Here is a 24,393-nt window from a genome sequence, read left to right as displayed (position 1 = left end):
AATATAATTAATCCATACTGATGGATTAATTATATTTTATAACTATTTTTAGTGACTGTTATTTTAAAAAAGAAGCTTTATAAATATACTAAAAACTTATTTCTAAGCTGAATATTGCATATGACATATTAAGTGGTTTAGGGTATAAATAATAAGGCAAGTAGGCCAGTTTTATATTGAGGAAAGCATAAAGATGAAATGGGATGACATCGGTGATCAGCCTTGTTCTGTTGCCCGTATGCTATCAGTGATTGGTGATCGATGGACGATGCTAATATTACGTAATGCTTTTATGGGAATTCGTCGTTTTGATGACTTTCAAAAATCATTAGGTGTCACTCGTCATGTCCTTTCTGATCGCTTAAAACGGTTGGTTGAATACGAAATTTTAGTGAAAGCGCCTTATTTTGACCGTCAGGAACGCTTTGAATATCGTCTCACGGATAAAGGCTTTGAGCTTTATCCAATTATCTTATCTATGGCGAACTGGGCAGATAAATGGATGGACCAAGGTTTAGGTAAACCTTTGGAATATCGTCACAAAGCATGTGGTCATAAGTTTGAACCTGTTATGGTGTGTTCAGTATGTCGTGAACCATTACATGCAAAACAAGTTCAGGTTTCGGCTGGGCCGGGCTATTTTGCTTATATGGAACAAAAGCAAAAACAGGCTTAAACTTGTTTCTCTAACGACTCTTGTAGAAGCGCTTCTGCAAGAGTCTTATAAATATAATCATGATTTGATTGTGTAATATTAAAACGGATAAATTGACCTGCCGATTGTGCTTGGCTAAAGGCATTACCCGGGGCGAGAATCACTTGCCGATTCAGGCAAAACCGGGCAATCTTCGCTGCATCTACACCTTCCGGTAGACGACACCACACAAAAATTCCGGCCTTGGGCTCAATCCACGGTTCTATCCCAATCGATTTAAGCTTCGCGATTGTTTCTTGCATGGCTTGAGCCAAACGAACTTTTAATAAATCTAGATGCTTACGATATGAACCATCGGTTAAAGCTGTGTGTAAAATCTTGGCTGAGAGTCCATTGTGAGAAAAACTGGTGGCTATTTTTAAATCGGTAATTTGATCAATCCATTCTGGTTTCGCAATAATATAGCCGCAGCGAATAGAAGCAGAGAGCGTTTTAGAGAAACTTCCAATAAAAATCACGCGTGAAAGGTTGTCTAGGGCTGCAAGTCGTGGAGCGGGAGTATATTCAAAATCTGAGAAGATATCGTCTTCAATCACAATTAAATTAGACTGATCAATCAACTTTAATAATTGATGAGCTGTCGAGAGTGAGAGCGTTGCTCCAGTTGGATTGTGTATTCCGGAATTTGTAATATAAAGCCGAGGGTTATAGCTCTCAATAGCCTCTTTAAATGCCTCTAAGTCTGGGCCATTTGGAGTGTAGGGAATACCAACAACTTTAACTTGATGCACTTTAAGTAGAGCATGAAAGTTAAAGTAGCAAGGGTCATCAATTAGAACTATATCATCTGGTTTAAGTAAAAAACGACAAACCAGATCAATAGCTTGAGTGCCTGAATCGGTTAGTAAGACTTGATTAAGGTTTGCCTCTATACCTTTACTTTGTGCCCGTCTAGCCAGTAGATCTCTTAATGCGGACAGCCCCAACGGTGAAGAATAACCCAATAAACTATCGTCTTCGCTACGTGTGGCTGACCTTAATGCTTTGCGGATACTTTCAAGTGGCATCCAATCATTTGGTAACCAACCACAACCGGGTTTAAACGCATTAGGTTCTGCTTCTAAAGACTGACGTGAAATCCATAACGGATCTATAGAGCGATCTAATTTGGGTCCTAATTCACTTAAGGCTAAAGGTGCAAGTGGTGCCACTACATAAAAGCCGGAACCACTACGTGATTCAATTTTACCTAGGGCAATTAATCGCTCATAAGCTTCGACAATGGTAGAAACAGAAAAGCCTAAATCTTTGGCTAGTTTACGTACAGAGGGAAGTCGAGTTCCTGGAGTTAAAGAACGATTCTTAATTTGTTGTTCAATCTGTGAAATAACAAGCTCGATTTTTGTTTTGGTCTGGTTCACACTAATTATCTCTAACTGTACTGTTTGTTTATACATAACAGTTTTTTAAAATTGTACTGCTTTGTATCTGGTTTTGACACCATATCACAGCTTAAATTCTTCGTATAGTTGCGGAGAATAATATGCAAAAGTTTATGAACGGTTGGGTGAATGGTTTTATTGGGGTTGCAATTTTTGCCGGTTCATTACCGGCTACCCGTGTTGCGGTAACAGGTTTTGAGCCTGGTTTTCTAACAGCAGCAAGAGCTGTCATTGCAGGAGTTTTGGGTTTAATTCTTATCTTTTTGCTTAAGGAAAAAAAGCCTGCTAAACAAGATTGGTGGCCACTCGCTATTGTGGCTTTAGGCGTTGTAGTTGGTTTTCCCTTATTTACTGCGCTTGCTCTACAGTATATGAACGCAGCCCACTCGATTGTCTTTGTTAGCCTTCTACCGCTCGCTACTGCCATATTTGCAGTAGTGAGAGGTGGAGAAAAACCAAATTTATTTTTTTGGATATTTGCAATTTTAGGCAGTCTGGTTGTTTTTACCTATATGTTTTTCTTATCGGGTGAAGCTTCTTTTGGCATCGGCGATTTATACATGCTTATTGCAATTATTTTGTGTGGATTTGGCTATGCCGAAGGCGGAGTACTTTCGAAAAAAATAGGTGGATGGCAGGTGATCTGTTGGGCGCTTATTTTAGCTTTACCGATTATGCTGCTTGCTACTCTTTTTTATATGCCCGTTTCCTTTCAAGATGTATCTACATCAGCGGTAGCAGGACTGGTTTATGTATCTTTATTTAGTATGCTCATCGGGTTCTTTTTTTGGTACAAAGGACTTGCACAAGGTGGTATTGCTGCAATTAGCCAGCTACAGCTTTTACAGCCTTTAATGGGACTTGCGATTGCCGCACTTTTATTACATGAACACGTAAGTTGGTCGATGTTAATGGTAACGGCAGTAACAATTTTATGTGTCGCTGCCGCTAAAAAATTCGCATAAAAATCTATAAACAATTTGCCGGTTTAGGAATACCTGCCAAGCGACTGAGATGGCGAGCAACTAAACCGGTATTAAATTTTTGCTGTAAAACAGCATTATTAATATCTGGACTGACGGTTTTCATTAAAAACTTAATCAAAGGACGTGTTGCAGGAGAATGCCCAAATTGCTGATAAAATTGGCGAACCGCAGCTAAAACTTCAAAATGCCAATCTGTTAATTCAAGATCGAGAGATTTGGCGAGTTCCTGTGCTACTTCGGGATTCCAAATCGTATAGTCGACTAAATGACCATCTTGATCTAATTCTAAATTCATAAAAATGAGCCTAACTATATTATTTCAAAGAAATGCATCGATTAAATTGTAAAACCAGATCCGCAAACTGGTCATAGTTCAATACCTTAACCTGAGCCAAGGTTTCTGCATCAATTAAATCTTTTTCATGAGACAAACAAGAAACTGAGCCAAACTGCTGACAAATATTTACCGAAAGTTGAGCAGTTGAGTCACCCATAAAAACAATTTGATCATCTTTATGAAATAGCTTTGCAAGTTCTTCAATAATGCGAGGAGTATGGTGATAAGAAGCTTGCACAAGATAAAGAGTTGATTGCGTCATTAAAATTACACCTTTATCTACCAATATAAGACATGATCGAAAGACCGGATGAGTTCAGTATCTAACTGAACAAATTCTAGTTCCTGCTCGCTGTTTTGAACAAATGGATGCTGTTTGTTTTTGGCTTCAATAAGGATTGGACTTAAGTCATAAAACTCAAAGCTATCCACCATGTTTGAAGCAATTTTAAAAGCATGCTGCAATTGGTCGAAGTTACCTTCATTTTGTAAAAGACTAAGAGCCGCATCTTTTAATAATACTTTGACTGGTGAGCCAAAGGTTGCTAAAACCATAGTAGCGGCGAGGCTTTCATTGACTTGTAGGCTGGTTAAATTGGCTTGGGTCAAAATAACGAGTACAGTTTTCACACAATATACCTTTTAAAAGCAACAATCTAAGTTAACAAAGTAACTTAAAATTGAAGAAGACGAGAGGCTGACTGTACTGCATCAGCAAGTTCACCTAGACCAACCAACTCAAAGTTGTTCGCTAGGTTGTGATGACTAAGTTGATGGCGACTCGCATTTTCTGCATCGGTAATCCCGCGTGCAAGAGCAGCGCTAACGCAAACAGGAAGTCTGATCGCGAGCTTTTGCCATTCATGCGTTAAATTACGCTGGTCGTCAGGAACCCACTGAAAATCATTCGCAACTTGAACGCCATCTTGGTAAAAGAATACACGAAAGTCTTCATTTTTACTTTTGAGTGCCTGAGCTAGGCCCAGCGCATGCCAAGCATGGATCGAAGTAGGAGCAGAGGTTATTAGTAGTAATGTACTCATTGAGAATTCACTATGGTCATACGTCTAAATGGGCGTAGATACATTAAGAGAAAGGTAAGTATACAATGATTTTAGTGACAGGTGGTTTAGGCTTTATCGGTTCACATATTGCATTGAGTCTCATGGCTCAAGGCCAAGAAGTGGTTCTTGTCGATAATTTGGCTAACTCGACCTTGCAAACGCTTGAGCGGTTAGAATACATCTCTGGTATGTACGTTCCGTTTGTTAAACTTGATGTACGTAACACGCCTGCATTGAACAAAGTATTTGAACAGTACTCAATTGATGCAGTCATTCATACGGCTGGTTTTAAATCTATTGAAGAGTCTAATTTAAAACCGCTTGAATATTATAATGATAATGTCAGTTGTATCATGAGCCTATTGCGTGCAATGCAACGTACAGGCGTCCGTCATTTTATTCATTTATCTAGTTTGGCAGTCTATGGAAAATCTGGTTCACAGTTAAGTGAAACAGATGATTTCAACTATGCTTATCCTAACCCTTATATTAAGTCGCAACAGATGATTGAAGAAATCATCCGTGATACTTACAAAATTGATCATGAATGGAAAATTGCAATTTTACGTCTATCAAATATTGTAGGTGCTTTTGAGCATGGTGTATTAGGCGAGTATGTAGCACAGCTCCCTAAAAATATTGTACCGCTTGCCATGCAAGTTGCAGCGATGCAACGTGATTTAATTGAGTTACAGGATCAGTCTTCTACCGAGGACCATACCGTAGAACGTAGCTTTTTACATGTATTAGATGTATGTGAGGCAGTAAGCTCAACTTTACATTGGTTACGTGATCAAACCCATTGCTGTGAAGCTTTTAATATTGCTCATGAGCAAGTGCATTCGATTCGTCAATTATTAGATGAAATTTCACAGGTTACCCAAGCCGAAATTCCGACACAATCTGCGATTTATAAGCATGAAGAGTTAGCGCAGATTGGTGCAAATATAGGAAAAGCAAAAACTTTATTACAATGGGTACCGAAGCGAACTTTAAAACAAATGATTGAAGATGAATGGAGATTTTATCAAAATACATTAAATGGAAGATAAGATAATGATTCTTATTTACAATAATGGAATGCTTGAGTACGATACTAAAATTAACTAGCCAAAGCATAAATTGCTTCAGCCCGTGAGTTCTTTAACCAGATAACCGAGGTTTCTATGCAAACACGAATTGAACATGACACAATGGGTGAGATTGAAGTTCCGAATGAAGCGCTGTGGGGTGCACAAACCCAACGTAGCTTACAGAACTTTAAAATCGGGCAGGAGCGTTTACCCCGTGCCATGATTCGAGCGATGGGCTTGGTAAAAAAAGCAGCGGCAATAACCAATGCAGAGTTAGGCCAGTTACCACAAGATTTGAGCCAATATATTGTGGGGGCAGCTGAGGAAGTGATTGCAGGGAAATGGGACTCTCAGTTTCCACTTGTGGTTTGGCAAACAGGTTCAGGTACGCAAAGTAATATGAACTGTAATGAGGTGATTGCAAATATTGCAAATCAAAAGCTAGGCCAAGCGCTCGGAGCACAAAAGCCGGTACATCCAAACGACCATGTTAACCGCGCACAATCTACTAATGACTCATTCCCAACGGCTATTCATGTTGCGGCAAGTTTGCAAATTAATGAATTACTGATCCCTGCTGTAGAACAGCTTAAAGCGACTTTGCAAAAAAAGTCAGACGAATTCCAAGATATTGTTAAAATTGGCCGTACCCATTTACAAGACGCAACGCCACTGACACTTGGTCAAGAGTTTAGCGGTTATGTTTCTCAGCTCGAGCATGGTTTAGTGCGTTTACAACAAGCTTTAAGTGGTCTGTATGAGTTGCCATTAGGTGGCACAGCCGTAGGAACTGGGTTAAATGCTCATCCTGACTATGCTGTTAAGGCAGCAGCTCAGCTTGCAGCTTTAACGGGTTTGCCATTTGTTACCGCTCCTAATAAATTTGAAGCACTTGCAGGACGTGATGCTGCTGTGTTTGCATCAGGTGCATTAAAAACACTAGCGGTAAGCTTAAACAAGATTGCCAATGATATTCGTTGGTTAGCAAGTGGTCCACGTTGCGGCTTCGGTGAAATCCGTATTCCTGAAAATGAACCTGGTTCAAGTATCATGCCAGGTAAAGTGAACCCGACTCAAAGTGAAGCCATGACCATGGTTGTTGCCCAAGTACTTGGCAACGATACCACTATTAATGTCGCTGGTGCTTCTGGTAACTTCGAGCTCAATGTATTTATGCCAGTAATTGCTTATAACTTACTGCAATCTATTCAGTTGCTTGGTGATGCATGTAATAGTTTTAATGATCACTGTGCAGTAGGGATTGAGCCAAATCGTGAGAAAATTGATCACTTCTTGCATAATTCTCTTATGTTAGTTACGGCATTAAATCCGGTTATTGGTTATGAAAACTCTGCAAAAGTGGCGAAAACTGCTTATAAAGAGAATAAAACTTTAAAACAAGTTGCTGTAGAGCTAGGACTTGTTACAGCAGAGCAATTTGATGAAGTGGTTAAACCTGAAAAAATGGTTTCGCCAAATAGTAAATAAGCGATTTAACAATAGCCATCAGCAGTATATTTTGTAGCGATTTTACAAACTCTTAACTACTGATGGCTATTATGCTTAAGATGTTAAAGTTAGGGCCATTCATTTACCCTAAGTTATTTATTAAAAATAAGAGCTATACCAATAGATCTTCTATATATTCCCAGCCATTAGCTTTCATCTCTTCAAACTTTCTTTTTAATTCTTCTTTTGTATATTCATGTGAGTCTTTAGCTAAAAGAATATGATAAGAATTAGATGCTGGATCTATAGTGACCTCATTAATTTCTACTGGCTGAATCACACCATTTTCTGTCAAACCAAGATCAGTAAAGCACATTCCTTTTACCGGAATAACACTGCATTCATACTCTCTAGAAATAAAATAATTATTTGAATAAGTTGAATAGGTACGTGAAGCGCGAATCTTCATTGCTATCTCCTTTATTCGTAGAGAAGATTTGAGTAGTGTGGCGCGTTTTAAAAGCTAAAACTGTTTACTTTTTATTGTTTGTTTACTATGAATCTTTGTTATTTAAAATATTTTTAACAATCTATATCAAAATTAACTGTAGAAGCCTCCTTTTTAAAAGAAGGCTTCAATATAGATAAGCTTATCTTGAGATTTTGTAAACTTTATTTTTATATTCATCACGAGAAATGACACCTTTATCATATTGTTGTTTTAATGATCTATATTGTTGATAACGAACATCTCTTTGAAGGCCCATATTGTCATGATTTCTAATGTAATAGAGACTTCGTTCATGATCACTCATATTTACAGTATGGTCAGGAGAGTGGGAATAAGTGTTTTGTGGTTGCTCTTCTTGGTAGTGTTTTGCAATCTCAAAAAAATCTACGTTTTGTTTGTTTGAATCAGAGCGGAAAGGATTGTGTTGTGATTCGTTAATTTTATGATCTGAACTATTATTTACCTCAAGCATACTCTTATGGCGTTTTGACTCTTGTCCATAAAATTCATATTTGGTTGGGGAGATAGTTGTTTCAGAAAATACAAAAGGAGAAAAAGTAGCAGTACTTAAAACTAATAAAATTAATTGTAATCTATTCATTTCTATGGATAGCCCAGATGAAAGTGAGTAAATCACTGTATTATAACACTAAATTTAATAGTAAACTAAAAAATAATATATCTAAAATATACATATTTTTAATTTTCAAAGTTGTATAAGGTTTATTTGCAAGTTTCTAGGTTGTAATTATTCCTTATTAAGCTTTATCAAAGCAACTTGGTGTTGAATAAGCTGTCATAATTGTTAAAATGCCCACCTTATCCTGTTTTTATATTATTTTTTAATTGCTTTTGTTCTTGCAATTTTTAAATTAATTATGAAAAACAGTAGTTTAGCTAAGGATTTTTTGAATGCTCTCTATTTATTTAACAGATACTCAACAACATGTGCAATTTAATGATTACCCAAGTGATCAGCCTGTTAAATTTCTGTTAAATCTTAAAAAGATTTTTCCAAGTACTGGTGATTTATTATTACCTGTTTTACCTGAAGATCATGATCTGGAAAATGTAACTTGGGAATCAACCTCAAAAGACTTTGAAATCTTCAAAAAGTTATTGGCAGGTTGGGGTGTGATTGAGCTTCGTTTAAATGCCATTACTGCTTATAAAGATAAAAACTTTGCAAATGAGCTAATTAAACAAGCTCAAGCGAAACGTAAAAAAGTAGCACAAAAAAATCATCAACTTTCTCTAGTTGCATTGGATTATATTTTTATGCACGAAATTCATGCACTCATTGATGCTGAACTGTTCACAATAGGCGAGAAATTTTATTTGCCAACCTTGCGGGAGCAATGGAAAGGTACCGTTTCGGACCAAGTGCTTAATGGAAAGCTCTAATGAATGTCAAAAGGTGAATTCTTATAATTCACCTTTTTTATAATTAAATCAAAAGATTGTGTGTTTTTTTTGGTGAGTTGTACAAAAGTTTACAAGAAATGAATGCGTTTTTTTAAAAGTGGCAGATACATTGCTTATATAAATACAAAATTATTGCGGGAGAGAGGTTCTTAAGAACCCGCCGAAGGAGCAACAGGCCCGGAAACTCTCAGGCAAAAGGACTGTAATAATTAAAAAATCTGGAGAGCAGCTTAAGATTTATAAGCATGGAGAATAAAAACTTATAAGTCATAAACTCACCGAAGGGGAAGATCGAAATACTAAAAGGTAGTATTTAGGTCGAAACTCTCAGGTACAAATGACAGATGGGCTGTACTGATGAAATGTTCTTGCATTTCAGAGGAGTCTGTTATGCCACATGTTATTGTGATTGGTGCAGGAATCACAGGGGTTACTTCAGCCTATGAATTATCTCAATTAGGTTACCAAGTCACAGTGATTGATCGCCATCTTTATCCAGCCATGGAAACATCATTTGCAAATGGAGGGCAATTATCTGCTTGTAATGCAGAAGTCTGGAACCAGAAAGCGACCGTTATAAAAGGTTTTAAATGGATGAGGCAAAAAGATGCTCCTTTATTATTGAATCCTTCCTTTAGCCTACATAAATATAGTTGGTTGGTTGAGTTTTTGTCTCATATTAAAAATTATGAAGCCAACACAATAGAAACCGTTCGCTTGGCATTGCTTGCGCGTAAGCGCTTGTTTGACGTAGCTGAAAAAGAGCAGCTTCAATTTGATCTGGAGAAACGCGGTATTCTTCATATGTATCATACTAAGGATGATTATGACATCGCCAAGCGAGTTAATGATGTTTTAAATAAAGGGACTTTAGAACGTTACTCGGTTTCACCTGAGGAAATGAAATCAATCGAACCTTCTTTAACGGGTGAGTACTTTGGTGGCTATTACACACCAAGCGATGCAACCGGTGATATCCATAAATATTCAACCTCTTTAGCTGAAAAGACTAAACAATATGGGGTTCAGTATAAATTTGGACTGGAAGTCACTGATATTAAGTGTCATGCAGATAAAGTGGTACTGAATTGTCAGCCAAGTGCTGAGCATCCGCATCTTTCCCAAACAGACAGCTTTCAATTAGAAGGTGATGTTTTAGTGGTTTGTGGTGGTGTAGGAAGTTATCAGTTGGCTGATATGATTGGTGAACGTGTAAATGTTTATCCGGTCAAAGGTTATTCAATTACCGTCCAATTAAAAGATGAAAAAAGTATAAAAAATGCACCGTGGGTGAGTTTGTTGGATGAGAGCGCTAAAATTGTAACGTCTCGTTTAGGACCAGATCGTTTACGTGTAGCAGGTACGGCCGAGTTTAATGGTTATAATCGAGATATTCGAGCCGACCGTATTCAACCTTTGGTAAATTGGGTAAACCGTAATTTTGACATTTCAACTGAGCATGTTGTGCCTTGGGCGGGTTTAAGACCAATAATGCCTAATATGTTGCCAGTTGTGAAACAGTCTAAACAGTCTCGAGTTTTCTATAATACGGGACATGGTCATCTAGGCTGGACTTTGTCAGCAGCTACAGCTGTTTTGGTGAGTCAGGATATTCAACAAAAGTATCCCGCATAAAAAGAAAAGCCAGTGTCTATGCACTGGCTTTTTTATTTTATATTCACTAGTCGTACAGACGATAAATTCCTGTGAAGCGCTCACAACCTTTTTGCTGGGTTTTTACGATGAGCAGTGCTTTCTGAAAGTCAAATTTATATTTACAGTTATGTTCATTATCTAAAATTTCACTTTTCTGTTCAGGAGAGCTGTAAGCCATAAGTGAAACCGTTTGGGTTTCTTTTCGGTTATTCGGATTACGGTAAGCTAAACCTTCAATTTTGATTTTATCTTTAGCAAGTTGATGTATTTGTAAATGAACGGGCTGAGATGCAATATGTCCATTTTCAAATTTAAGATAATGCTGAGTTAGGGTTTGTTTAAGTGAAGCATAAAAATTTAAATCATCACCACGTACATCAAACTGTTGTTGAATACATGAATTGGTTTTGCATTGTTGTGTTTGTCTAAGCCACAATGTTTGAGTATCTTGTAGAAGCTGCAGTGGGGCATCTGTGACCAAGTATGCAGAAAGATATTTATTGTTGAGCTGCTTTCGTGCTTCGCTAAAGGTTTTTGAACAGATTTTTAGCTCTGCTTTTGAGTTGGAGCAGTCGATAGATTCTGCAAAAACAAGCGATGAGCATAAACAACTCAATGTCACGACAAAACTTAATCTTTTCAATTGATTCATATCAGTATTCGACGGCATGATCGCTTATACTTTCAGTCTACTTTGCTAAGTGTACTATAGCGAAACACGACGGTTGAATACAAGATTTCTTAAGCTTTTATAATAGAAGGGAAGAGTTTATATGGTTGCTCAAATTCGTATTGGACAAGGAATGGATGTGCATGCCTTTGAAGAGGGTAACTTCGTAACCTTAGCTGGCGTTCAAATTCCGCATACGCATGGCTTGAAAGCACATTCTGATGGCGATGTCGTGCTACATGCATTATGTGATGCCTTACTAGGTGCTCTAGCACTTGGTGATATTGGTCAGCATTTTCCGGATACAGATCCAGAATTTAAAGGAGCGGATAGCCGTGTTCTACTTAAACATGTTTATCAATTAATATTAGACCGAGGTTATCATTTAAATAATGCTGATATTACGGTAGCTTGTGAGCGTCCTAAATTAGCCAAATATAATTTGGAAATGCGTCAAAGCATTGCAGATGTTTTAAATGTAGATTTAAATCAAATTAGTATCAAAGCGACCACAACCGAAAAACTTGGATTTACTGGTCGCCAAGAAGGAATTTTAGCAACAGCGACGGTGTTAATATCTCATTAAACTAAATCATTGGTTTGTTGCAAAGATTGTTGAAGTTCTAAGGTAGCCTTACGGCCTTGAAGCTGTAAGGTAATACTATGAATGAGTCCTGTCCATGTTTCATTTGGCTCCCAAATTTCATGAAGCAAATCCTGACAGGTTGGCATATCCATATTCATATAAAATTGTCTGTAGACATACATAAGACAACTTACGCGTTTATTTTTGGCACAATGTATCCAAACAATTTCATTCTGCACTAAATGATCAATCAAATCTAAAACTAATAAGCATTGGTCAGAAGAGGGTGTTTCCCAGTCAATTGGAATATGAATATAATTTAAACCATATTCAAGACAGACCTGATCTTCATTTTTAATACTATCTGGTGAATTCGATAAAGCTAAATTTATAACAGTGCTACAACCATACTCTTTAATGAGCTTAAGTTGTTCGATAGAAGGTTGCGCTGAACTAAATAAATGTTCATGAATGATCGAAAATGCAGGGATTTCAGATAATGATTGTTCAAGGGTTGTCATAATCGCACTCTACACGAGTAGGCTTGGCTTATTGTGTAGAATGTTATACACGATTATGTATGACAGTTGAAATATAGACTGTTTATATATTGGGCAACATCATAAAAATTTTTAAAATAATAAATGAGGATAATAGGGATCTTATAAAAATAAAAAACAGCACCTTAATGATGCTGTTTTTTGAATTAGAAATTAAGCTTTTTTCAAATTTTCGTTGAGTAAAAATTCCATTAAAGCTTTTTGTGCATGCAGACGGTTTTCTGCTTCGTCCCATACTACGGCATTTTTATGGTCGAGCATGGTTTCAGAAATTTCTTCACCACGATGAGCAGGTAAGCAGTGCATGAATAAACAGTCCGGGTGTGCAAGTCCCATTAATTTCTCGTTAACCTGAAAATCAGCAAAGGCTTTTTCACGAAGCTTCTGTTCTTCTTCTTGTCCCATGCTTGCCCATACATCTGTAACGATAAGATCAGCATTTACAGCCGCATCTTCCGCATTATCAAAAAGTTCAACACAATGCCCAAACTCTGCTAAAAACTCAGGTTTAGGTTCATAACCTTTTGGTGATGCAATCTTGAGTTTGAAACCCATCATGTGTGCAGCTTCAATGTATGAATTACACATATTATTGCCATCACCAATCCAAGCTACGGTTTTGCCTTCAATACTGCCGCGATGTTCAATATAAGTTTGTAAATCTGCAAGTAACTGACAAGGATGGTGATCATCAGTTAAGCCATTGATAACGGGAACTTTTGAATAAGATGCAAAACGTTCAACGATATCGTGACCAAAAGTACGAATCATTACGATATCAAGCATGCTTGAAATAACACGGGCTGAATCTTCAATCGGTTCACCACGGCCTAATTGCGTATCACGTGGTGATAAGAAAATGGCACTACCACCAAATTGATTAATACCAGCTTCAAAAGAAATACGAGTGCGTGTGCTCGATTTTTCAAAAATCATTCCCAATACTTTACCAACAAAAGGTTGATATACCTTATTGCTTTGCTGCATTTTCTTAAGTTCGCTTGCGCGTTCCAAAATGCGATTAAGTTCTAGAGTGGATAGATCACGTAAAGTCAGGAAATGTCTTAGAGCCATGTAGCTACTCCATAATAATTGTTTTGAATTACAACAATTATCTGTTGTTGGCTGGGTGGAAGTGGGAAAAAAGAAGTCTACTATACTATAAGCATTTCAAAATGCAAAAGAATTAGACTTTATGATGGCCCTTTAAGAAAATATCAACACAATAGTTAATATAATCAATGACTTCCGTTTCATTAGGTGGGAGAGGCATTCCCATAATCATTCGCCATTCAATATCACGTAAAATTCCAAAATACATAAGAGAGGAATGATCAGGAGATGTACAGGTAATTTCACCTGATTGATGAGATATGAGTAAGGCTTGAGCAATTGTATTTTGGACATCCAGAGCACATTTTTCATATAAGTATTGGCTTAAAGTCGCATTACATTGAGTTTGTTCAATAACCAAACGTAAAAAGGCAATGTGTTCAGGTTGAATAATGTGCTTATAAAAACGGATGAGAGTTTGGATTAAATAATCTTTTAAAGAAGTTTGCTCTGGTTGAAATGCAATACAGATATCTTTAAAAAACATTTCACGGCGATAATCGCAGATTGCAGTAAATAAGCCATCTTTATTACCAAAGTATTTATAAATAGAGGTTTTTGAACCACCAGCATGATTAACGATGTCGTCAAGAGAGACAGCATCATATCCTTTTTCCAAAAACAGCTCGGTTGCGCTTAGCAATAGAGCTAAACGACGTTCTATACCGCGGCGTGTTTGGGGTTTCTCACATACGAGATGATGTGACTCAAGGACTGGATCATGCATAAAATTTAATAACGACGGCTAACACTGCTTATCTAGTATAGCAAATCTATCTTTAACGATGGTCATTGGTATGTTTTTAGGTCATCTGGTAAACAATAAGTAGAGTGTAGGTTTGTAGAAAATTTATTAGATATAATAAGTTATATGGGTTTTTAGAATTTTTTGATCATGTAACCGTATGTTCACATTTTAGTTTGATAGTCAATTCCGATTTAAATAGTCATAAAGAAAAGCGGCTAAATTAAATTAGCCGCTTTTTGATTTTTACTTCGGTGTTAAGCTTCTGACAATGTTGCTTTATGTTCGTCCTCATCATCGTCATCAGCAGAGTCCATGCCCAGCTCTTTTAACTTTCTGGTTAGGGTGTTACGACCCCAACCTAACAGCTCGGCTGCATGGCGTTTGCGCCCACGAGTTTGCTGTAGTGCTGCATTAATTAAGGTGCGCTCAAACATTGGAGTAGCAATGTCTAAAATCTTCATTTCACCATTTTTAAGTTTTTGAATTGCCCATTGGCTTAGTAGCTCATCCCAATGGTGCAAAGAAATACGTTCAAAAGATGGTGCTGGCTGACTAGTCTCACTACTTTTTTGGAGTGGAACCTGTTTAAGCTCAGAAGGTAAATCTTCCGGATAAACCTCACGACCAGTAATCATGACAGTTAACCAACGGCAGGTATTTTCAAGCTGACGAACATTACCAGGCCAAGGTAATTGTTGCATATAGTCCGTTGTTTCAGTGCGTAAAATCTTTGGACTTACACCTAGCTCTTTACCCGCGCGAGCCAAGAAATGTTGAGCCAGCATAGGGATGTCTTCACTGCGATGCGCAAGCTTCGGAATATGAATTCGAATAACATTTAGACGGTGGTATAAGTCTTCACGGAAACGACCTTCATTCACCAGTTTTTCTAAGTCTTGATGGGTTGCCGCGACAATTCTGACATCTACTTTAACCGGTATATGACCACCAACTCGGTAAAACTCACCATCTGCGAGCACACGTAACAATCGAGTCTGGGTTTCAAATGGCATGTCACCAATTTCATCAAGGAATAGTGTTCCGCCATTTGCTTGTTCAAAGCGGCCTTGATGTTGGGTGTTTGCACCCGTGAAAGCACCTTTTTCATGACCAAATAATTCCGTTTCGATTAAATCTTTAGGAATTGCTGCCATGTTTAAAGCAATAAAAGGCTTAGCGCGTCGTGGAGAATGTTTATGTAAAGCATGCGCAACCAGTTCTTTACCTGTGCCTGATTCACCATTAATTAAAACGGTAATATGCGACTGAGATAAACGACCAATCGCTCGGAAAACCTCTTGCATAGCAGGAGATTCGCCAATAATTTCTGTTGATTGTAGTGGTGAAGCTGTTTTTGTCGCTTCTTGCTGCTGCAACTTATTGATATGCAAAATTGCTCGATTGACTAAAGCTAAAGCTTCATCAATATCGAATGGTTTTGGTAAATACTCAAATGCACCAGTCTGATAGCTTGATACAGCAGACTCTAAGTCCGAATGCGCCGTCATAATGATGACAGGCAAGTCGGGGTGAGAGTTTTTCACTTTAGATAAGAAAGTTAACCCATCAATACCTGGCATACGAATGTCAGTTAAGATGACATCGGGCGCATCATGATGTAAACGTTCAAGTGCTGTTTGAGCTTCTTCAAAATTGGTGACGTCAAATCCTTCTTCTTTAAAGGTCTTTTCAAGTACCCATCGCATGGCGCGATCGTCATCAATAACCCATATTTTATTTCGCGACACGGTCTGACTCCCAAGGTAAATATAAGCTAAACATTGTTTTTCCAGGAACTGATTGGCATTCAATCATTCCGTTATGTTGATGCATGATGTTCTGTGCAATACTCAGGCCAAGCCCTGTGCCTTTTGCTCGTCCTGTAACCAAAGGGTAAAACACAGACTCTAAAATGCTTTCGGGAATACCCGGTCCATTGTCTTCAATATCGACTCGTACAGCAGAGCGGTTGAGTACTCCATTAATAGTGACTAGACGTTGAATACGGGTACGTAAAATTAATTCAGGCTCTTGATCTGTAAAAAATGATTTATTTTCTGTAATAGCTTGAATCGCATTAACGCTAATATTAAGCATGACTTGAATGAGCTGATCTCGATCGGCTTTTACATCGGGTAGAGACAAATCATAATCACGAGTAATTTTGATTTTTTTCTTGGTCTGATTTGCGATTAAAGAGCGTACCCGTTCTAGAGGTTCATGCACATTTACATTTTCATAACTTGGCAGTTGTCTTGAGCCCAACATGGTGTCGGCCAAATTGGTGAGACGATCTACCTCATTAATAATAATATCTGTAAATTCAGCATAGCTCTCGTCATTTAAACTACGAGCAAGTAACTGAGTTGCCCCCCGAATACCAGCCAGAGGGTTTTTAATTTCGTGAGCAACGCCTCGAACCAGTTGTCTAGCCACTTGATGTTGTTGAATTAGGTTTTCTTCCTTAGAAATTTTCAACATACGATCAATAGGATTTAACTCAATAAGTAAGAGCGGGTGGTAGCTTTTACCTGCATTTAATTGCGAGACCGTATAATCCACATGTAAATCTTTAAAATTGACATTAATGATGGCTTCACGACGTGTATAAGGTTGTCCCGTTTTTAACGTGTTCAATAAGGCTTCATGCGTATTAAAAGTATCATCAGGTGCATGAAGTAAATTTAAAACCGGTTGTCCAGAAGCGCGAAGCAAACTAATGTCAAAAAGTGCTTCACAAGCGGAATTTAAATAAAAAATATTAAAGTTACTATCGATTAATAAAATCGCAGTAGTTAAATTGTCTACCAATAGGCGATAGTCGATAGGTGTGTGTTGATCCATTAGCGAATCGTTCCTGTCTTAAAATGGCGCAATGGCATCTTCATTGGTTATCGGTTTTCACCGTTATAGAACATGATTGATGCAAAATGTACGCCAACTTTGTTTATGGTTTATTTTAAGGTTTTAAGCGTAATTAAAGCGCTCTAAAATCGTTCTTAATATCTTTTGGTCAAAAATACGGATGTATACATCAATAATATCATGATCCAACTTGGTGCAATATTGAGTTTTGGTGCAAATATTGGTTGTATTTTGGTGCATTACACAAAGAGTGGGGTTTCCACCTATGCTTGAGACGAGAAAAGACATACAATACGCGCATTCAAGTGGAGCGCAGATTCATGAAGACCCCCAAAGTCGGTTTTGTTTCTTTAGGTTGTCCTAAGGCATTGGTAGATTCTGAACGAATTTTAACTCAGTTAAAGACTGAAGGTTATCAAGTTGCATCAGATTATGATGGTGCTGATTTAGTTGTTGTTAATACCTGTGGTTTTATTGAATCTGCAGTACAAGAATCTTTAGATGCAATTGGCGAAGCCATGAGTGAAAATGGCCGAGTTATTGTGACGGGCTGTTTAGGTAAAGACGAAGATAAAATTCGTCAAATGCACCCTAATGTTCTAAAAGTTACTGGTGCAGCAGCTTATCAAGACGTTATGGAAGCTGTACATGAATATGTCCCAGCACCGCCTAAACATAATCCGTTTATTGACCTTGTTCCTGAGCAAGGTATCCGTTTAACACCGAAACATTATGCTTATTTAAAAATATCTGAAGGCTGTAACCACCGTTGTACCTTCTGTATTATCCCGAGCATGCGCGGTGATTTAGTATCACGTCCGGTTGGAAGCGTATTAGAAGAAGCTGCTGCGTTAAAACGTGCAGGTGTAAAAGAAATCTTGGTCATTTCCCAAGATACCTCAGCTTATGGCGTAGATACCAAATATAAGCTCGATTTCTGGAATGGACAGCCCGTAAAAACCAAATTCTTTGACATGTGTGAAGCACTTGGTCAGCTTGGAATTTGGGTTCGCTTACATTATGTATATCCATATCCACATGTTGATGCAGTAATCGATTTGATGGCTCAAGGTAAAATCTTGCCATACCTCGATATTCCATTCCAGCATGCAAGCCCACGCGTTCTTAAGTTAATGAAACGTCCGGCGCATAGTGAGAATACATTAGAAAAAATTAAATTATGGCGCGAAAAATGCCCGGATCTTGTGATCCGTTCTACTTTCGTGGTTGGCTTTCCAGGCGAAACTGAAGAAGACTTCCAGATTTTGCTCGATTGGTTGGTTGAAGCTCAACTTGATCGTGTAGGCTGCTTTACCTATTCACCAGTAGAAGGCGCTACGGCAAATGATTTACCAGATCATGTGCCAGAAGAAGTTAAGCAAGAGCGTTACGAGCGCTTTATGCAAGTGCAGCAACAAATCTCTGCTGCCAAATTACAAAAACGTATTGGTCAAACGATGACTGTATTGGTCGATAGTTTGGAAGATGAATATCCTGTTGCTGTTGCACGTTCTTATGCCGATGCTCCGGAAATTGACGGTAATGTCTTTGTAGAAGATATCGATAAGAGCACTATTCAACCAGGCGATATGTTGGAAGTCGAAATTACCGATGCGGATGAATACGACTTATTTGCAAAGTTAATTAAAATTAAATCGGTCTAATCGAATCGCGATTCAAAAAGCATTCAGTTTAAGAGGTCTTGGAGCAAAATCATGGCGGAAACAATCAGCCCCCGTTATTCACGAATTTTATTAAAATTATCTGGTGAAGCTTTATCAGGTAATAAAGATATGGGTATTGATGCTCAAGTTTTAGATCAGATGTCACTTTCTATTGCACATTTGGTTGGCTTGGGTGTGCAAGTAGGTATCGTTGTAGGTGGCGGTAACTTATATCGTGGTAGCCAGTTACAAAAAGACGGTTTGGTTGGTCGTGTAACAGGTGATCAGATGGGGATGCTTGCAACTGTTATGAATGGTTTGGCAATGCGTGATGCATTGGTGCGCCGTAATATCAGAACTCGTCTTATGTCAGCGCTACCAATCGGTACTGTTGTAGAGTCTTACTCAAGTCGTGATGCGATTCGTCATTTAAGCCAAGGCGAAGTGTGCGTTTTCGTAGCAGGAACAGGAAATCCATTCTTTACAACTGATACAGCAGCATGTTTACGTGGTATTGAAATTGAAGCAAATTTAATTTTGAAAGCGACCAAAGTAGACGGTGTTTATAATAAAGATCCGAGTAAATACGAAGATGCGGTGAAATATGACCATTTAACATTTGACCAAGTGTTAGATGAAAAACTGGGTGTTATGGATTTAACGGCAATTTGCTTATGCCGTGACCATAATGTTCCATTACAAGTATTTGATATGAATAAATCTGGTGCGCTATTGTCAGTGGTAATGGGTGAAAAAGAGGGTACACGCGTTACTAAATAATGTACGTGTGCCGTAAAGCTCTTTATACTAGCGCTAAATTAAATTTGTTATATACATCCTTGAATAAATAAGTAAGGAAGATCATATGATTAACGATCTGAAAAAAGACAGCGAACAGCGTATGTTAAAAACTCTTGAGTCTTTGGAACAAGGGTTTGCTAAAGTTCGTACCGGCCGTGCACACCCATCAATTTTAAATGGGGTAATGGTTCCTTACTATGGTTCTGATGTGCCTTTAAACCAAGTAGCGAACGTTGGTGTTGAAGATTCTCGTACGCTTATCGTTCAACCATTTGAACGTACGATGGTTGCTGCAATTGATAAAGCAATTCGTGAAAGTGATTTAGGTTTAAATCCTATTACTGCTGATTCAATCCGTGTACCTTTACCAGCTTTAACTGAAGAAACACGTCGTGATATGCAGAAAATCGCTCGTAGTGAAGCTGAAAATGCGAAAGTTGCTATCCGTAATATTCGTCGTGATGTATTAGGTGATATCAAGGCATTGTTAAAAGAGAAAGAAATTTCTGAAGATGATGAGCGTCGTGCAGGCGATGATATCCAAAAAATCACTGATAAATATGTTGCAGAAGTAGACAAGCGTCTAGCAGCGAAAGAAGCAGAATTGATGAAGGTCTAATTTTTATGACCGATTCAGAAGAGTATCATCTTCCTCAGCATGTTGCCATCATCATGGATGGCAACAATCGCTTTGCAAAGAAAAATCAAATGCAAAAAGGCGATGGGCACAGAGAGGGTAAAAATGTTCTTGACCCTATTGTTGAACATTGTGTTAAAACTGGCGTTCGTGCTTTAACTGTTTTTGCATTTTCGAGTGAAAATTGGAATCGACCACAATATGAAGTCGATCTGCTTATGAAACTTCTTGAAGAAACGATTCATGAGCAAATACCTCGCATGAAGAAATTCAATATTGCTTTGCGCTTTATAGGGGATCGTTCCCGATTACCTTCACATTTAGTTGCCTTAATGGAAGATGCAGAGCAACAAACAGCACATCATGACGCCATGACATTAACTATTGCGGTAAGCTATGGTGGTATGTGGGATATTGCAAATGCAGCTAAGCAGGTTGCTCAAGCAGTTTCCCGTGGCGAAATTGACGCTGATCAAATAAATGTTGATTTGTTCGAAAAATATGTCAGTCTAAACGATCTGCCAGCTGTGGACTTGTTGATTCGTACAGGTGGAGATTTCCGTATATCTAACTTCTTGTTATGGCAAGCGGCTTATGCGGAGCTGTATTTTACGGATACTTTGTGGCCGGAATTTACAGTGGAAGAATTCGACCATGCATTGAATGTTTTTTCAGGGCGTGAACGTCGTTTCGGTAAAACATCTGAACAAATTCAGCAAGAGAAAATCGAGAAATTATAATGTTAGAGCGGATTGTTACCGCATTGGTACTTGTTGCAGTTGTTTTGGGCTGTATGTTTGCTACGCAATCACATTATCCAATGTTGGTACTTATGATTGTAGCAGCAGGAGTTGCGGGGTATGAATGGTATAAGTTAATGCCTCGGGAAGTTGGTGCAGTAGTAAAACCTAAAGCTTGGGGTTATGGTCTACTTGTTGCCTTTGTTTCTGGCGTTGCCTTATTCTTTCATGACATTGCTTTACTGTTATGGTCGGCTTCAATTTTAACTTGGCTCGTTAGTGTTTATTGGGTTAAGTCTTTTCCTGAATTCGATGGGTGGTATAACGCGACCCTATATGTCATTGGTTTGATTCTTATCTGTGCAGCAGTGACTGCAATCTTTGTAGTATGGCAAAGCTCACCATGGTGGCTGATGTATTTGTTCTTGCTTGTGTGGGGTGCAGATAGTGGAGCTTACTTTGTAGGCCGTAAATTCGGTAAAAGAAAATTGGCGCCTACAGTAAGTCCTAATAAATCAGTAGAAGGTTTATATGGCGGTATTCTCACTACAATTATTGTAATGCTTGTGGTGCAATATCAATATTTAAACCTAACTTGGGTTCAACAACTTCTATTCTTGATTTTGTCTTTAATTACAGTGTTCGGTTCAGTATTAGGTGATTTATTTGAATCAATGATCAAACGCCGTGCTGGTATTAAAGACTCTGGCCGTGTTTTGCCAGGTCATGGTGGTGTATTGGACCGTATTGATTCTTTACTCGCAGCAGCCCCGCTTTTTGCAACGGGAATGTATATATTAAAGCTTATTGGTGTAGATTTATAGATGACACAATCTGTTTGCATATTGGGTGTAACCGGTTCTATTGGACGAAGTACCTTAAAAATTTTAGGTCAACATCCAGATAAGTATTCAGTCTTTGCAGTTTCGGCGCATAGTCGAATTTCTGAACTTGTTGAAATCTGCAAACAGTTTCGACCTAAAGTTGTTGTTGTTCCTGAACAGAAAATAGCTGAACTAAAAACACTATTTGCTCAGCAAAATATATCGGATATTGATGTTTTAGCTGGGCAAGAGGGTTTAGTCGATATCGCATCTCATACAGATGTGGATATTGTTATGGCTGCAATTGTAGGGGCAGCTGGGCTGTTGCCAACTTTAGCGGCTGTTAAGGCAGGTAAACGAGTCCTACTTGCCAATAAAGAAGCATTAGTTATGTCTGGTGAAATCATGATGCAAACTGCTCGTGATCATCAGGCATTGTTATTGCCCGTTGATTCTGAACATAATGCAATTTTCCAATCATTACCTCATAATTATTTACAAGCAGATAGAACAGGGCAACCACAGCTAGGTGTATCTAAAATATTGCTTACAGCATCGGGTGGTCCCTTTTTAAATCACTCCTTAGAACAATTGACTCATGTAACGCCGCAACAAGCATGTAAACATCCAAACTGGTCAATGGGACAAAAAATTTCGGTTGACTCGGCTACTCTTATGAATAAAGGGTTAGAGTTAATTGAGGCTTGTCATTTATTTTCAATATCTGAACATTTTGTTACAGTTGTTGTTCATCCACAAAGTATCATTCACTCTATGGTGCAGTATGTTGATGGCTCAACATTAGCACAAATGGGTAACCCGGATATGTGTACTCCGATTGCACATGCATTGGCATGGCCTGAGCGTTTACAAACTAATGTTCCTGCTTTAGATTTATTTGAGTATTCTCAACTTAATTTTCAGGCACCGGATACCCAAAAATTTCCTGCATTAAATTTGGCTAGACAAGCAATGCGTGCGGGAGGTTTGGCACCAACCATTTTGAATGCAGCTAATGAAATTGCAGTTGAAGCATTCTTAATGGAAAGGATTGGATTTACAAGTATTCCGCAAGTGGTAGAGCATACTTTGGAAAAATTAGAGAATGCAGCGGCTGAAAGCATCGAGTGCATTTTAGATAAAGATAAAGTGGCCCGATCTGTAGCTCAGCAATATATATCAAGTATTGGAGGCTGAAATGAATGCACTGTTTATGATTGCAGCGGCAGCTCTTTTACTTGGGCCTCTAATTGCAATCCATGAGTTTGGCCATTACTGGGTTGCGCGAAAACTTGGTGTTAAAGTTTTAGTTTACTCAATTGGGTTTGGACCAACTTTACTGAAATGGACGTCTAAGAAGTCTGGTATTAAATATCAGCTTTCTGCCTTACCTTTAGGTGGCTATGTCAAAATGTTGGACGAGCGAGAAGGTAATGTGGCAGAACAAGATCTACCATATGCTTTTAACCGTCAAAAACCGTGGAAACGTATAGCGATTGTTGCTGCTGGGCCATTAATTAACTTGATTTTTGCCGTACTTCTTTTTTGGATTTTGTTTTTACCAGCCCAAGAACAATTAAATACTAAAATTGGTAAAATTATTCCAAACTCTCCAGCTGCAGCAGCCCAGTTACATGTAGGTGACAAAATTATTGCTGTTGATGGGAAAGAGACAACAACATGGGAAAAGCTAAACTTTGCTTTGATTGATCGAGTTGGGGAAACAGGTACTGTAAATATTGATGTGGACCGTGCTGGTTCCGAAAAAAATTTTGTATTACCAATCAAAGATTTTTTAAAAAATCAAAATGAATCTGCACTGGACGTATTAGGTTTCTTACCTTATCGACCTGTGATTCCTGCTGTTGTAACAGAGTTAACGGAAGATGGTGCGGCGATTCGTCAAGGGATGAAAGTGGGCGATCGTATTGTTGCGATTGATGGCCAGCCTATGAAAGATTGGTTCGACGTGGTAGAAGTTGTCCAGCGTTCCCCAGAAAAGTTACTTAAGATTGATGTCTTACGTCATGAACAACTAGTACATTTACAAGTTATGCCACAAGGTAAGCGTGATAGCATGGGGCAGGTAAATGGAGTACTTGGTGTAAAAAGTGATGCTGGAAAAATTACAATTCCTGACGAATATAAGCAAACAATTCAATATACTCCAATACAAGCTTTTGAAATGGCACTTGATAAAACTGGCCAAATCTCTAGCATGATTTTGAATTCAATAGTAAAAATGGTTAAGGGACTAATTGGATTAGAAAATCTTTCTGGGCCAATTACCATTGCAAAAGTAGCTGGCCAAAGTGCAGAAATGGGCTGGGAAACCTTTATCTCTTTTATGGCTTTAATGAGTGTAAGCCTTGGAATTTTAAACTTATTACCAATTCCAATGTTAGATGGTGGTCATCTAGTGTATTACATTATTGAAGCTATTCGTGGGAAGCCTGTTTCTGAACAAATACAAATGTTTGGTCTAAAAATTGGTATGGTACTGCTCGGTAGTATGATGCTTTTAGCTTTATTTAATGACTTTATGCGTTTGTAAACGTATATGGATTTATAACTTACTGGAAAAAAC

27 protein-coding genes and 1 riboswitch are annotated in these 24,393 nt (G+C 38.2%); of the genes, 14 read left to right on the top strand and 13 right to left on the bottom strand.

What is annotated here, in order from left to right:
• Positions 1 to 193 precede the first annotated feature (193 nt).
• Positions 194 to 676, top strand: coding sequence for a winged helix-turn-helix transcriptional regulator (locus tag MKL62_RS04345; RefSeq protein ID WP_000870671.1), 483 nt, complete (start codon positions 194 to 196; stop codon positions 674 to 676).
• On the opposite strand, the gene MKL62_RS04340 is transcribed toward MKL62_RS04345, so the two are convergent.
• Positions 673 to 2,076, bottom strand: coding sequence for an aminotransferase-like domain-containing protein (locus tag MKL62_RS04340; RefSeq protein WP_161778801.1), 1,404 nt, complete (start codon positions 2,074 to 2,076; stop codon positions 673 to 675). The two genes, MKL62_RS04345 and MKL62_RS04340, sit on opposite strands and share 4 nt — an antisense overlap.
• A gap of 122 nt (positions 2,077 to 2,198) precedes the next feature.
• On the opposite strand from MKL62_RS04340, the gene MKL62_RS04335 reads away from it, so the two are divergent.
• Positions 2,199 to 3,062: a DMT family transporter gene (locus MKL62_RS04335; RefSeq protein WP_001168995.1), complete on the top strand. Its 864-nt coding sequence runs from the start codon at positions 2,199 to 2,201 to the stop codon at positions 3,060 to 3,062.
• Between the two features lie 4 nt (positions 3,063 to 3,066).
• Here MKL62_RS04335 and MKL62_RS04330 read toward each other — a convergent pair whose 3' ends face one another.
• Genes MKL62_RS04330 through tusD form a run of 4 tightly spaced genes read right to left on the bottom strand, consistent with a single transcriptional unit; the run spans position 3,067 to position 4,463 of the window.
• Entirely contained in the window at positions 3,067 to 3,378 is a 312-nt protein-coding gene (locus MKL62_RS04330) for a TusE/DsrC/DsvC family sulfur relay protein (RefSeq protein WP_001047539.1), read from the bottom strand.
• A 19-nt stretch (positions 3,379 to 3,397) separates the two neighbouring features.
• Complete coding sequence (locus tag MKL62_RS04325; RefSeq protein WP_000194629.1) at positions 3,398 to 3,682, bottom strand: hypothetical protein; 285 nt, start codon at positions 3,680 to 3,682, stop codon at positions 3,398 to 3,400.
• 17 nt (positions 3,683 to 3,699) lie between these two features.
• The gene (locus MKL62_RS04320; protein WP_000859774.1) at positions 3,700 to 4,050 is read right to left on the bottom strand and encodes a hypothetical protein; all 351 of its coding nucleotides are present in this window, start codon (positions 4,048 to 4,050) and stop codon (positions 3,700 to 3,702) included.
• A 44-nt stretch (positions 4,051 to 4,094) separates the two neighbouring features.
• Entirely contained in the window at positions 4,095 to 4,463 is a 369-nt protein-coding gene (gene tusD, locus MKL62_RS04315; protein WP_000105718.1) for a sulfurtransferase complex subunit TusD, read from the bottom strand.
• 65 nt (positions 4,464 to 4,528) lie between these two features.
• On the opposite strand from tusD, the gene MKL62_RS04310 reads away from it, so the two are divergent.
• Positions 4,529 to 5,536: an NAD-dependent epimerase/dehydratase family protein gene (locus MKL62_RS04310; RefSeq protein ID WP_000604791.1), complete on the top strand. Its 1,008-nt coding sequence runs from the start codon at positions 4,529 to 4,531 to the stop codon at positions 5,534 to 5,536.
• A 114-nt stretch (positions 5,537 to 5,650) separates the two neighbouring features.
• On the top strand, positions 5,651 to 7,045 hold the full coding sequence (fumC, locus tag MKL62_RS04305; protein ID WP_001194768.1) for a class II fumarate hydratase: 1,395 nt from the start codon (positions 5,651 to 5,653) through the stop codon (positions 7,043 to 7,045).
• A gap of 133 nt (positions 7,046 to 7,178) precedes the next feature.
• Here fumC and MKL62_RS04300 read toward each other — a convergent pair whose 3' ends face one another.
• The gene (locus MKL62_RS04300; RefSeq protein ID WP_005128492.1) at positions 7,179 to 7,475 is read right to left on the bottom strand and encodes a hypothetical protein; all 297 of its coding nucleotides are present in this window, start codon (positions 7,473 to 7,475) and stop codon (positions 7,179 to 7,181) included.
• Between the two features lie 181 nt (positions 7,476 to 7,656).
• Entirely contained in the window at positions 7,657 to 8,118 is a 462-nt protein-coding gene (locus tag MKL62_RS04295) for a hypothetical protein (RefSeq protein ID WP_001081038.1), read from the bottom strand.
• Between the two features lie 311 nt (positions 8,119 to 8,429).
• Between MKL62_RS04295 and MKL62_RS04290 the strand changes: the two genes are divergently transcribed.
• Together MKL62_RS04290 and MKL62_RS04285 are read left to right on the top strand one after the other, a co-directional pair.
• Positions 8,430 to 8,921: a hypothetical protein gene (locus tag MKL62_RS04290; protein ID WP_005128493.1), complete on the top strand. Its 492-nt coding sequence runs from the start codon at positions 8,430 to 8,432 to the stop codon at positions 8,919 to 8,921.
• 146 nt (positions 8,922 to 9,067) lie between these two features.
• Positions 9,068 to 9,155, top strand: a riboswitch (glycine riboswitch).
• Between the two features lie 177 nt (positions 9,156 to 9,332).
• Positions 9,333 to 10,577: a D-amino acid dehydrogenase gene (locus tag MKL62_RS04285; protein WP_030423750.1), complete on the top strand. Its 1,245-nt coding sequence runs from the start codon at positions 9,333 to 9,335 to the stop codon at positions 10,575 to 10,577.
• A gap of 46 nt (positions 10,578 to 10,623) precedes the next feature.
• On the opposite strand, the gene MKL62_RS04280 is transcribed toward MKL62_RS04285, so the two are convergent.
• Entirely contained in the window at positions 10,624 to 11,268 is a 645-nt protein-coding gene (locus MKL62_RS04280; RefSeq protein WP_001139838.1) for an A1S_1983 family putative colistin resistance protein, read from the bottom strand.
• 103 nt (positions 11,269 to 11,371) lie between these two features.
• On the opposite strand from MKL62_RS04280, the gene ispF reads away from it, so the two are divergent.
• Positions 11,372 to 11,854 (top strand): 2-C-methyl-D-erythritol 2,4-cyclodiphosphate synthase, encoded by a 483-nt coding sequence (ispF, locus tag MKL62_RS04275; protein WP_000226512.1) that lies wholly within the window; start codon positions 11,372 to 11,374, stop codon positions 11,852 to 11,854.
• Here the strand turns inward: ispF and MKL62_RS04270 are convergent.
• The 5 genes from MKL62_RS04270 to glnL form a co-directional block, all read right to left on the bottom strand.
• The gene (locus MKL62_RS04270; RefSeq protein WP_000209127.1) at positions 11,851 to 12,375 is read right to left on the bottom strand and encodes a protein tyrosine phosphatase family protein; all 525 of its coding nucleotides are present in this window, start codon (positions 12,373 to 12,375) and stop codon (positions 11,851 to 11,853) included. The genes ispF and MKL62_RS04270 overlap by 4 nt on opposite strands.
• A gap of 192 nt (positions 12,376 to 12,567) precedes the next feature.
• Positions 12,568 to 13,488: an ornithine carbamoyltransferase gene (gene argF, locus MKL62_RS04265; RefSeq protein ID WP_001207983.1), complete on the bottom strand. Its 921-nt coding sequence runs from the start codon at positions 13,486 to 13,488 to the stop codon at positions 12,568 to 12,570.
• Between the two features lie 112 nt (positions 13,489 to 13,600).
• Complete coding sequence (gene adeN, locus MKL62_RS04260) at positions 13,601 to 14,254, bottom strand: multidrug efflux transcriptional repressor AdeN (RefSeq protein ID WP_000543879.1); 654 nt, start codon at positions 14,252 to 14,254, stop codon at positions 13,601 to 13,603.
• Between the two features lie 275 nt (positions 14,255 to 14,529).
• The gene (glnG, locus tag MKL62_RS04255) at positions 14,530 to 16,023 is read right to left on the bottom strand and encodes a nitrogen regulation protein NR(I) (RefSeq protein WP_000089273.1); all 1,494 of its coding nucleotides are present in this window, start codon (positions 16,021 to 16,023) and stop codon (positions 14,530 to 14,532) included.
• Positions 16,010 to 17,119, bottom strand: coding sequence for a nitrogen regulation protein NR(II) (gene glnL / locus MKL62_RS04250; RefSeq protein WP_000371970.1), 1,110 nt, complete (start codon positions 17,117 to 17,119; stop codon positions 16,010 to 16,012). Before glnL ends, glnG begins: the two co-directional genes overlap by 14 nt.
• 341 nt (positions 17,120 to 17,460) lie before the next feature.
• Between glnL and rimO the strand changes: the two genes are divergently transcribed.
• From rimO to rseP, 7 genes are all read left to right on the top strand, one after another.
• On the top strand, positions 17,461 to 18,804 hold the full coding sequence (gene rimO, locus MKL62_RS04245) for a 30S ribosomal protein S12 methylthiotransferase RimO (protein WP_000856680.1): 1,344 nt from the start codon (positions 17,461 to 17,463) through the stop codon (positions 18,802 to 18,804).
• A gap of 51 nt (positions 18,805 to 18,855) precedes the next feature.
• Positions 18,856 to 19,584: a UMP kinase gene (gene pyrH / locus MKL62_RS04240; RefSeq protein WP_000852257.1), complete on the top strand. Its 729-nt coding sequence runs from the start codon at positions 18,856 to 18,858 to the stop codon at positions 19,582 to 19,584.
• 85 nt (positions 19,585 to 19,669) lie between these two features.
• Complete coding sequence (gene frr / locus MKL62_RS04235; RefSeq protein ID WP_000606428.1) at positions 19,670 to 20,224, top strand: ribosome recycling factor; 555 nt, start codon at positions 19,670 to 19,672, stop codon at positions 20,222 to 20,224.
• 5 nt (positions 20,225 to 20,229) lie between these two features.
• Positions 20,230 to 20,982 carry a polyprenyl diphosphate synthase gene (gene uppS / locus MKL62_RS04230; protein WP_000132219.1) on the top strand — a complete coding sequence of 251 codons (753 nt, stop codon included), beginning with the start codon at positions 20,230 to 20,232 and terminating at the stop codon, positions 20,980 to 20,982.
• On the top strand, positions 20,982 to 21,806 hold the full coding sequence (locus MKL62_RS04225; RefSeq protein WP_005128495.1) for a phosphatidate cytidylyltransferase: 825 nt from the start codon (positions 20,982 to 20,984) through the stop codon (positions 21,804 to 21,806). The genes uppS and MKL62_RS04225 overlap by 1 nt, the downstream gene beginning before the upstream one ends.
• Positions 21,807 to 23,003, top strand: coding sequence for a 1-deoxy-D-xylulose-5-phosphate reductoisomerase (gene ispC / locus MKL62_RS04220; protein WP_005128496.1), 1,197 nt, complete (start codon positions 21,807 to 21,809; stop codon positions 23,001 to 23,003).
• A 1-nt stretch (position 23,004) separates the two neighbouring features.
• Positions 23,005 to 24,360, top strand: a complete 1,356-nt coding sequence (gene rseP, locus MKL62_RS04215) for an RIP metalloprotease RseP (RefSeq protein ID WP_000992586.1) — start codon at positions 23,005 to 23,007, stop codon at positions 24,358 to 24,360.
• The last annotated feature ends 33 nt before the right edge of the window (positions 24,361 to 24,393 follow it).

The sequence above is a fragment of the Acinetobacter sp. AOR01_HL genome (assembly GCF_027855455.1).
GTDB classification, from domain to species: domain Bacteria; phylum Pseudomonadota; class Gammaproteobacteria; order Pseudomonadales; family Moraxellaceae; genus Acinetobacter; species Acinetobacter baumannii.
The sequence above is the reverse complement of the archived record's forward strand: the minus strand, read 5'-3'. Positions and strand labels throughout refer to the sequence as shown.